This window comes from Bacillus sp. PPSBB_2, assembly GCF_045291115.1.
Classification (GTDB): domain Bacteria; phylum Bacillota; class Bacilli; order Bacillales; family Bacillaceae_G; genus Bacillus_A; species Bacillus_A cereus.
This window is the reverse complement of the sequence record NZ_CP147983.1, coordinates 5,518,118-5,528,572: the sequence shown is the minus strand read 5'-3', so window position 1 is coordinate 5,528,572 and position 10,455 is coordinate 5,518,118. Positions and strand designations below refer to the sequence as shown.

Sequence of the window (10,455 nt, the reverse complement as noted above, 5' to 3'; positions counted from 1 at the left end):
CTGTATTGCTTCAGGATATAAAAGATCAAAATGTGTTATTTTCCGTTGCAGATGCTGCTTACGATAGTCAACGTATTTATGAAATTGCACGAACATGTAACATCTTTGCCATGAATCCAATCAATCCTAGGAATGGTGAACAAAATAAGAGTACACATCGTCGTGTATTATCTCATTTTATACAAACTATCTTTGGTAAACAATTGATGAAAGAACGTAGGAAAATTGAACAACAGTTTAGTAAACTCAAAGATAAAGGGTTGGAACAGCCACGTTGGTATGGTCAAAATCGCTATCTATTGCATGTTCAGCTAGTTTTTCTGATTCATAACATTGCATGTTTATTTTAGTTTTGCAACACCCTCCAATTGTTAATTCTGTCGAAACCGATTTTGCAAAAGAAGCATTTCTAGGTTTTAGTGTATCTATTGTAATTTTCTATAGTATAACTTTGGTTTCGCAGTCTTCAATTAAATTAGCAGATTTATATTGGTATTCTACTATATTTATAACCGGTATGATTTTAGTGTTTTTTTTGAACCACACTATACAAGAGTTGGCGAATACTCATAGGGCATTAATTTATTTCATTGGTGATAGTAGAACAAGATCTAATACATTGGCTGGTTATATTGCAGTTTTCATGTTTCTCTGTTGGGGTTGTTGGAAACACAATAAAACAATTATTAGAAGAACGGTATCTGTAATTTGTTTTTTCCCTATGTGTATTATTCTTTATTTTACTATCTCGCGTGGTGCTTATCTTGGAATGGCAGTTTCTTTTATCCCACTGATTCTTTTTAATTTAACAAAGAAAAAGGTGTTAATGATAAACTTCACTGTTGTAGTCGCTCTATTAGGAATTTATCTTTTCTCTGAGGAAATATTTAATAGTAGGGTATTTGGTTTGAGTACCGGAGATTACTCTAATGGGAGATGGGATTACTATAGTTTAGCATGGGAACAATTTAAAACGAACCTAATTATTGGGAATGGTATGTATCAATTTGGCTTTCTTGGTGGAATGGGAAAATTAGAGGATCCTCATAATTGGTTACTCGCATATCTTTCTGGGATAGGGTTACTAGGGCTGATATGTTTCCTTTTATTCCTTCTATCCATAGTGGGTAAGATAGTTAATGTTCTTTTTAATAAAAACATTGATAGGCATTCAATTGTTTTAGCACAAGCTATTACTGTGCCGGTAATTCACGGTTTGGTAGAACCTGCTATGTCTACAGGTTTACCTTTTATGCTTTTCTGTATTGTATCTCCTATTTTATATAGTTATATGATACGACAAGAAAAGCTAGACAATTAAAAATAACTATGAGGTTAAAATTATGTTAGAAAGCGATTCTAAGCTATTTAAAAAAAGTTTTAAAAATATTTTATATTCTTTTTCTGCCCAGGGGATTGCTTTGATCTTAAGTATTACTAGAGTATTACTAATTCCAAAAATTATTGGGATTGAAGAATATAGTTATTGGCAGTTGTTCCTCTTTTGGATTGGCTATGTTGGCTTTTTTCATTTTGGTTTTAATGATGGAATATTATTGAAGTATGGTGGGAGAAAATATAGTGATTTAGATAATAAATTATTACGATCCCAATTTATTATTTTACTAATATCCCAGATTATAGTGGCTGCATTAATTGTTATATTTACAAGTTTATATTCTGTTGAGGAAGAACGTATATTTATTGGATACTCAGTGGCGCTAAGTTTAGTTATTAATAATATATGTGGATTTTACTGGTGTATTTTACAAAGTACAAATCGCTTCAAAGAATATTCTAGGGCTGTCACTATAGATAAATTTATATTTTTATTCTGTATAATTTTAATGATGATAGTAAATGTAAGAGATTTTGAAGTTTACGTCATTGTTTATTTGATTACAACTATTATTAGTTTAATTTATACTTTATATACATGTCGTGATTTGATAGTTGGTAAGTTATCCTCTTTTCAGGAGTCAATAAAAGAGACCTACGATAACGTATCAGTAGGTGTGAAATTAATGATTGCAAATGTTGCAAGTATGCTAATACTTGGAGCAGGGAGATTTATAATTGATAGATTTTGGGGCATAGAAACATTTGGGAAAATTTCGCTAGCATTATCTATAACTAGTATGGTTCTATTGTTCATTAATGCTATAAGTATAGTTTTATTTCCGGCACTTAGACAGGTATCCAAAGAAAGATTAGTAGAAACTTATATTGTATTAAGGACGCTACTTATGTATCTATTGGCAGGGTTATTAGTATTATATATCCCTATACAATATGTACTAAATTTGTGGTTGCCTAAGTATACTGAAAGCTTGAAATATCTTGCAATCTTGTTTCCACTTTGCATTTTTGAAGGTAAGATGCAGATGTTAATTTCAACATATTTAAAAGTATTTAGAAGAGAAAGTGTACTATTAATAATTAATATCGTTTCAGTGAGTATTAGTGTGTTACTTAGTGTTATTGCAGCAATAGTATTTAACAGTGTCCTTTTTGTAATAATTTCAATGGTTTTAGGTGTATTAATTAGATGTTTAATAGCAGAGTTATATTTATCTAAAATCTTAAATATTAATCTAATCAAAGGTTTTATCTATGATTTTATTTTAACATCTATTTTTATGATATCAAGTTGGTATTTACAAGGGGTTAAGAGCTTTTTAGTTTACTCAACTGCTTATCTAATATTAGTGTTTTATGGCAGGAATAATATAAGATACGCCTTCAATTCAATAAAAAAATTATAAAAAGTATAGTGAATTAAAAAATTTGTAGGAGGATTAAGATTTATGAAAGGAATTATTCTAGCGGGAGGTAGTGGGACGCGTCTCTACCCACTAACAATGGTTACAAGTAAACAATTACTACCTATTTATGATAAACCAATGATTTACTATCCATTATCAACATTAATGTTAGCAGGAATTCGTGAAATTTTAATTATTTCGACACCAGAAGATACTCCACGTTTTGAGGCATTATTAGGTGATGGCTCTCAATTTGGAATTTCACTTCAATATAAAGTTCAACCAAGCCCTGATGGTTTAGCACAGGCATTTATTATTGGCGAAGAATTTATTGGTAATGATTCTGTTGCTATGGTATTAGGGGATAATATTTATTATGGTAGCGGACTTCGCAAAATGTTACAACGTGCAGCGAATAAAGAAGAAGGTGCTACAGTATTTGGGTACCATGTAAATGATCCAGAACGTTTTGGTGTAGTGGAATTTGATGAGAATGGGAAAGTATTGAGCGTAGAAGAAAAACCGGAAGAGCCAAAATCGAATTATGCAATAACTGGTTTATATTTCTATGATAATCGTGTAGTTGAAATTGCTAAAAATGTTAAGCCATCAGCACGTGGTGAATTAGAAATTACCTCTATAAATGAAGTATATTTAAATAGTGGTGAATTAGAAGTTGAATTATTAGGTCGTGGATACACATGGCTAGATACAGGAACTCATAAGAGTCTAGTAGATGCAACAAACTTTGTAAAAACAGTTGAGGATCATCAAGGAATTAAAATTGCAGCTCTTGAAGAGATTGGATATATTAATGGCTGGATTAACAAAGAAACTCTAATTAAATCAGGTGATCAGTGCTCTAAAAATGGTTATGGTCAATATTTATTAAAAGTAGCAAATGGTAGCATTAAATACTAATTTGGAGTGAACATAATGAAAGTTTTAGATACAAACTTATTAGGCGTTAAAGTAATTGAACCAAAAGTGTTTGGAGATCATCGTGGTTGGTTTATGGAAACTTATAGCGATAAGGCAATGAAAGAAGCAGGAATCGAATTGGAATTTGTACAAGACAATCAATCGTTTTCAGCAACAAAGGGTACGCTTCGTGGCTTACACTATCAATTAAATCCTAAGGCGCAAACTAAGCTTGTGCGTTGTACACGTGGGTCAATATTTGATGTTGCAGTAGATATTCGTAAGGGAAGCCCTACATACGGTCAATGGTTTGGTATTGAGCTAAGTGCAGAAAATAAAAAACAGTTATTAGTTCCAAAAGGGTTTGCACATGGATTTATGACATTAACTGATGACGTTGAGGTTCAATATAAAGTTGATGAACTTTATGCTCCAGAGTGTGATCGAGGAATTATTTGGAACGATGCTGAAGTTGTTATTGATTGGCCAATGGAAATTCAGCCAGTGTTATCTGAAAAAGATGAAAAAGCACCTTCATTAAAAGAAGCGGAAAATAACTTTGTATACGGGGAGTAAAAAAATGAAAATTTTAGTAACCGGTTATAATGGTCAGCTTGGATATGACGTAGTAAAACGTGGAGAGAAGCAAGGACTAGAAATGCAAGGTATTGGAATAGAAGATTTAGATATTACAAACGAAGCCGCGGTTTATGAATTTGTAGATAAAGTAAAACCAGATGCAATTATTCATTGTGCAGCATATACGGCTGTTGATAAATCTGAAGATGATAAAGAACTTTGTTGGAATGTAAATGTAGAAGGTACAAAATATCTTGCTACAGCAGCAAAAAAATTAAATGCTAAATTTGTTTATATTAGTACAGATTATGTATTTGATGGAGAAGGAACTCGTGCATTTGTAGAAACTGATGCGCCTAATCCGGTTGGATACTATGGTTTAACAAAGCATGAGGGAGAAAAAGTAGTTAGGAGTTTAATAGATAACAACTTTATTGTGCGTATTTCGTGGGTATTCGGTATTAATGGAAATAACTTCATTAAAACGATGCTTCGTTTAGGTGAAACACGTAATGAACTGAACGTTGTAGGAGATCAAATAGGATCACCAACTTACACGTATGATTTAGCTCGTTTGTTAGTTGATATGGTTATAACAGAGAAATATGGTACATATCATGCTACAAATGAAGGTTTCTGTAGTTGGGCTGAATTTGCAAAAGAAATTTTTGAGATTGCAGGACAAGATGTAAAAGTAAATAGTATTACAACAGAAGAATATCCTACTCGTGCAGTACGTCCTAAAAATTCACGTATGTCTAAGCAGAAATTAATTGATAATGGATTTGAGCCATTACAAGATTGGAAGAAAGCAACAAAACATTATATTACTCAATTACAGCAAGAGGTGAAATAAGATGGAAAAAAAGAAAGTATTAGTAACAGGTGGCGCAGGATTTATTGGGGGGAATTTTGTTCAGTATATGGTAAATAAATATCCTCAATACCATATCGTTAATTTAGACGTACTAACATATGCTGGAGATTTAACAAAACATAAAGATATTGAGGACAAAGATAACTATTCATTCGCTAAGGTTGACATCGTAGACCGTCAAGCGATAAATCAACTATTTGAACAAGAAAAATTCGATTATGTTGTGCATTTTGCTGCAGAAAGTCATGTGGATCGTTCTATTGCTGAACCTGAAGTATTTATTAGTACAAATGTATTAGGGACACAAGTATTATTAGATGCAGCAAAAGCGTTTGGTATTACTAAATTTGTTCATGTATCTACAGACGAAGTATACGGTGAGTTAGATTTTGATCCAACTACATTCTTTACAGAAGATACACCTTTACAACCAAATAGCCCATATAGTGCAAGTAAAGCTTCTTCTGATCTATTAGTTCGAGCATATCATGAGACATTTGGGTTACCAATTAACATTACACGTTGCTCAAACAATTATGGACCGTTCCATTTCCCAGAAAAATTAATTCCATTAACAATTTCACGTGTACTAAATAATGAGAAGGTTCCTGTATATGGAGACGGTAAAAACATTCGTGACTGGTTACATGTTATTGATCATTGTGCCGCAATTGATTTAGTTATGCATGAAGGTGTAAATGGTGAAGTATATAATGTTGGGGGACATAATGAGCGTACAAATTTAGAAGTAGTTCAAACAATTATTAGTACGCTTGGTAAGTCTGAGGAATTGATCGAATTCGTTCAAGATCGATTAGGCCATGATAAACGTTATGCGATTGATCCGACGAAGCTAGAAAAGTTAGGCTGGAAACCAACATATACATTTGAAACAGGGATTGCTCAAACAATTCAGTGGTATTTAGATAATACAGAGTGGTGGGAACAAATTATTAGTGGTGAATATCAAAATTATTTCAAAAAGCAATATTCATTATAATAATTAGCTAGAGCTTCACGACAATACAATAACGTTCTTATCCCATATAGAGGTTTTTTAATAAGTCTGCTTGCTGATTTTATTTATAATAGTATAATAGTGGGGAGTTTTAGTATGAACTAGAATAAAGATGTTTCTGTATATAAATAGATTTTTATTCTAACTTATATTAAAACTCTTACGATATTATAAAAGTATATGAACAATCAGTATGTAAATTGAAAAGAGGGCTAAAGGAATGAAAAAGAAAATCCTACTATGGATACTAGGGATTATAGGGGTAATGATTATAGGTGGTGGAGTATATGCCTATAATGTATACTCCAAAGTCTCAAAAACATTAGATGAAGTTCATAAACCATTAAAACGTGATAAAGATTCTAATGGTTCAGAAACAGCAAAAATCAGCAAATCTGAACCTGTATCTATCCTATTACTAGGGGCCGATGAACGTGGTGAAGATAAAGGCCGCTCAGATTCTTTAATGCTTATTACTTTAAATCCTAAAAATAATTCAATGAAAACTGTAAGTATTCCCCGTGATACGTATACAGAAATTGTTGGAAAAGGGAAAAGTGATAAGATTAATCACGCTTACGCATTCGGTGGCGTAGATATGTCTGTTGCAACTGTAGAAAAATTTTTAAATGTTCCTATTAACTATTATATTGAGGTAAATATGGAAGGTTTTAAAGATATCGTTGATGCAGTAGGTGGCGTAGAGGTAAATAATGATTTAGAATTTAATGCAAATGGTCATCACTTTGCTAAAGGTAATGTACATTTAACAGGTGACCAAGCTCTAGCATTCACACGTATGCGTAAAGAAGACCCACGAGGTGACTTTGGTCGCCAAATGCGTCAACGTCAAGTAATGCAGGCTGTTATTAAGAAAGGTGCAAGCTTCTCTTCTTTATCAAGCTATGGAGATGTACTTACAGCAATTCAAAAGAATGTGAAGACAAACTTAACGCAAGATCAAATGTTTGATATGCAAAAGAATTATAAAGATTGTCTGCAGAATAGTGAAGATATTCAAATCCCAGGTGACGGCCACAAAGCTGCTGATGGTATTTGGTACTACTATGTTCCAGATGCGGCAAAACAAGATTTAACGAATAAGTTAAGAGCGCATCTTGAAGTGACTAAATAATATGTAATAACCCAACTCCTTTGGAAGGAGTTGGGTTTATTTTTGCGTGAATTTATATTAGTATTATATATTGTGAGATTAATAGATGAGGTGAATCGATGAATAAGAAAGCGGTACTTGTCCTTGTTATTTTTGTATTGTTTGTCGCTTCGATTGTGAGCGGTAAACTGTACTGGAATAAGAAGATTGCGAATGCAACAGGACAAACGAGTGAAGTAACGAAAACAAAGGCTGAAGTGAAAGATAGCGGAGCGAAGAAAGAAGAGAAAAAGGAAGAGAAAAAACAAGATGCGAAGTCATCTTTTAACGAAGCATATGCGAAGAACTTGCCAGATGCAGTGAAAGAGAAGTTAAAGAAAGCTGCTGAGGATAAAAAGGCAGTAAACCTTATTATTGTTGGTGATGAAGCTTCTTCATCTGAAAAAGGTGCTTGGGCAGCTAAGTTAACGTCTAATTTAGAAACTGCTTACGGTAAAGGTTTATGGAATGTGACTGTAAAGGAATATAAGGGTGAAAGCACAGAAGAGTTAATCGCGAATAAGCGTGATAAAGAGATTGCGAAAGAGAATCCAGATGTGATTTTATTTGAGCCACCGTTTATTACTGATAACGGTAAAACTGGAAATGGGAACTCTGTCGCAAATACACAGAAGTTTGTTCAAGCACTTTCTACTAGTGCAAAGGGTGCTACAATTATGATTCAACCATCAAATCCAGTGTATGGTGCGAAAAATTACCCGAAAGCGATTGAAGCGTTAAAACAATTTGCGACGCAAAATAATTATACATATATTGATCATTGGGGAGCATGGCCGGATGCATCGACAAAGGCTATCCTACCATATTTAAAAGAAGAGTTTGGTTTCCCAACTGCTAAAGGTCATGAAGTTTGGGCACAATATGTAACGGATTATTTTGTAGCTAAATAATAAAAGGGGAGAGAGTATCGTCGACAAAATATGTTCGACAATACCCTCTCTTTTTTTATAGGATTTTTGCTATACTAAACTGTACTATAATACATGATGGAAGGAGGAGAATGATGAAAATACTTGTGGTTGATGATGAATCGAGTATTCGTAATTTGATTCGGATGCAGTTGGAGATGGAAGGTTATGAAGTATTGGCAGCGGCTGATGGGAGAGAAGCTTTAGAGAAATGGAATGAAGGGCCGGATGTATTGATTTTGGATGTTATGCTTCCGGATACAGATGGGTATGAGTTGCTTCGTTTGTTCCGTGAGAGGGATAGGGATATTCCGGTGCTTATGTTAACGGCAAAGAGTCAGATGAATGATAAGTTGCTTGGCTTGCAGCTCGGTGCTGATGATTATGTGACGAAGCCGTTTAATTATGCGGAGCTTATTCTTCGGGTTAAGAATATGGCGCGGCGTGTAAAGAAGACGGAGACTACTGTAAGTCATGAAGTAATTGAGGCTGGAGAGATAGTGATTTGTCCTAAGGAAAGAAAGGTACATGTGAGTGGACAAGAGATTCAGTTAACGTACCGGGAGTTTAATTTATGTCAGTTGTTTGTTTCAAATCCGCAGCGTGTGTTTATGAGGGATGAGTTGCTTGAGAAAGTATGGGGATTTGAGTATATCGGAAATACGAGAGCAGTTGATATTATGGTGCAGAGACTTCGCAAGAAGCTTGGGACGAGCGGAGAATATATTAAGACAATTTATGGCGTTGGCTATAAACTGGATTGTTAAGTGGTGATGGTATGTCTTTAAAGCGAAATATGGTGTTCGGAATAGTTGGGCTGTTAATTCCGATTTTTGTTCTTTTATATGCAGTTGTTTATATTACGTTAGAAAAGAATATGTATCATAACGCAGCAGATTCTTTAGAAAAGTTAAGTGTAGAAGCGCAAATTTATACGATGAATTACTTAGAGAAGGAAGCAGAAGTGGATACGCTTGGTCCGAATTCACTTTTAATTGCGTCGTATTTAGCGAAGCGTATGGATGTCCGTGTGCAGATGATCGGGAAGAATGGCGATGTTGTTGCAGATACACAAAAAGGAGCATTGCTTCACCGTAACATCGACATTGAGAGTTCCTTGAAGGGGAAGAAGTCTTATGTTTTTGAGGAGGCGGATCCCGCTCCCATTCTTTTGTTTTCAAGCCCAGTATATTATGGAAACGATGTCATTGGAAGTATTCGTTTTATAAATGAGTTAACGGGTGAGAAGGAAGTTTTAACAAATGTGAGTTGGACGTTCTTAATGACATCTCTTTGCCTAGTTGCTACCGGTATTTTCTTTGCAATTCGTTTGGCGAAGTCTCTTCATAAACCAATTGATCAGTTGAGACAAATGGCACAGAGGCTCGCGAATGGTGATTATAAGAGTAAGATTGAGTTAAATGAGTACGTGGAAATCGCTCAGCTTTCAGCATCTTTTAACGCGATGGCCGATGGAATTGAGCTGCATATTAAGCAATTGCAGGAGGAGAAAGAGAAGCAGAAAGATTTCCTAGACCGCATTACGCATGAGTTAAAAACACCGCTAACGGCAATTATCGGTTATGTTGATTTAATTCCGAAGTTACAATCGAAAGAAGATGTACAGGAAAGTCTCCGTTATGTGGCTGTGGAAAGTGAGCGTTTATTATCACTTGTAGAGGAGCTGCTTAAGTCCTCGAAATATGGAACGAGTACGTTTGAAGTGTCACCTACAGTTGTGAACATAAAGGAATTGGCAGAGGAAGCAGTTTCAATTGTGAAACCTCGCCTAAATCAGTTTGAAATTGAAGTGATAAATGAGTTAACAGATGTACATGTTGTTGCGGATTTTGATAAGACGAAGCAAATTTTCTTAAATGTGCTTGATAATGCAATTAAGTATAGTGACGCTTCGCATATTCGTATGAATGTAATTGTAAATGAGCATGAGGCGAAGGTTTTTGTTCATGATGATGGGATCGGTATAGACGAAGAGGTGCTTGCAGAGTGGAATGAGTCTCCGAAAGGAAAGGCACTTCCTTCTAGTTATGGGAATGGTTATGGTTTGTATATTTGTCAGGAGATTATGAATAAGCAGGGCGGAAGCATGCGGATTGAGAGTAGTGAAGAAGTAGGTACTACAATATTCATTACATTTTTGCTTCCGAGAAGGATGGAAGACATAAAAAACTTGAAAGCGGTTAAATGATACA

Annotated in this window: 11 protein-coding genes; all 11 read left to right on the top strand. The window is 34.4% G+C overall.

The annotated features are described in order from the left end of the window. Positions 1-350 (top strand): transposase (locus V6946_RS28200; RefSeq protein ID WP_406622056.1); only part of this gene is annotated, 350 nt, incomplete at its 5' end. Further along, positions 338-1,321, top strand: a complete 984-nt coding sequence (locus V6946_RS28195; RefSeq protein ID WP_366982051.1) for an O-antigen ligase family protein — start codon at positions 338-340, stop codon at positions 1,319-1,321. The genes V6946_RS28200 and V6946_RS28195, both read left to right, overlap by 13 nt. Before the next feature lie 22 nt (positions 1,322-1,343). Continuing rightward, entirely contained in the window at positions 1,344-2,765 is a 1,422-nt protein-coding gene (locus tag V6946_RS28190; RefSeq protein WP_006925797.1) for an oligosaccharide flippase family protein, read from the top strand. A 42-nt stretch (positions 2,766-2,807) separates the two neighbouring features. Further along, positions 2,808-3,686, top strand: coding sequence for a glucose-1-phosphate thymidylyltransferase RfbA (gene rfbA, locus V6946_RS28185; protein WP_006925799.1), 879 nt, complete (start codon positions 2,808-2,810; stop codon positions 3,684-3,686). A gap of 15 nt (positions 3,687-3,701) precedes the next feature. Beyond that, positions 3,702-4,262: a dTDP-4-dehydrorhamnose 3,5-epimerase gene (gene rfbC, locus V6946_RS28180; protein WP_006925801.1), complete on the top strand. Its 561-nt coding sequence runs from the start codon at positions 3,702-3,704 to the stop codon at positions 4,260-4,262. A gap of 4 nt (positions 4,263-4,266) precedes the next feature. Continuing rightward, complete coding sequence (gene rfbD / locus V6946_RS28175) at positions 4,267-5,121, top strand: dTDP-4-dehydrorhamnose reductase (RefSeq protein ID WP_006925803.1); 855 nt, start codon at positions 4,267-4,269, stop codon at positions 5,119-5,121. A gap of 1 nt (position 5,122) precedes the next feature. Next, positions 5,123-6,142 carry a dTDP-glucose 4,6-dehydratase gene (gene rfbB, locus V6946_RS28170; protein ID WP_006925806.1) on the top strand — a complete coding sequence of 340 codons (1,020 nt, stop codon included), beginning with the start codon at positions 5,123-5,125 and terminating at the stop codon, positions 6,140-6,142. Positions 6,143-6,380: 238 nt separating this feature from the next. Then, entirely contained in the window at positions 6,381-7,295 is a 915-nt protein-coding gene (locus tag V6946_RS28165; protein ID WP_006925808.1) for a LytR family transcriptional regulator, read from the top strand. A gap of 98 nt (positions 7,296-7,393) precedes the next feature. After that, the gene (locus tag V6946_RS28160) at positions 7,394-8,224 is read left to right on the top strand and encodes an SGNH/GDSL hydrolase family protein (protein WP_006925810.1); all 831 of its coding nucleotides are present in this window, start codon (positions 7,394-7,396) and stop codon (positions 8,222-8,224) included. Between the two features lie 113 nt (positions 8,225-8,337). Beyond that, the gene (locus tag V6946_RS28155) at positions 8,338-9,009 is read left to right on the top strand and encodes a response regulator transcription factor (RefSeq protein WP_006925812.1); all 672 of its coding nucleotides are present in this window, start codon (positions 8,338-8,340) and stop codon (positions 9,007-9,009) included. Positions 9,010-9,020: 11 nt separating this feature from the next. Beyond that, on the top strand, positions 9,021-10,451 hold the full coding sequence (locus tag V6946_RS28150) for a HAMP domain-containing sensor histidine kinase (RefSeq protein ID WP_048655548.1): 1,431 nt from the start codon (positions 9,021-9,023) through the stop codon (positions 10,449-10,451). Positions 10,452-10,455: the final 4 nt, after the last annotated feature.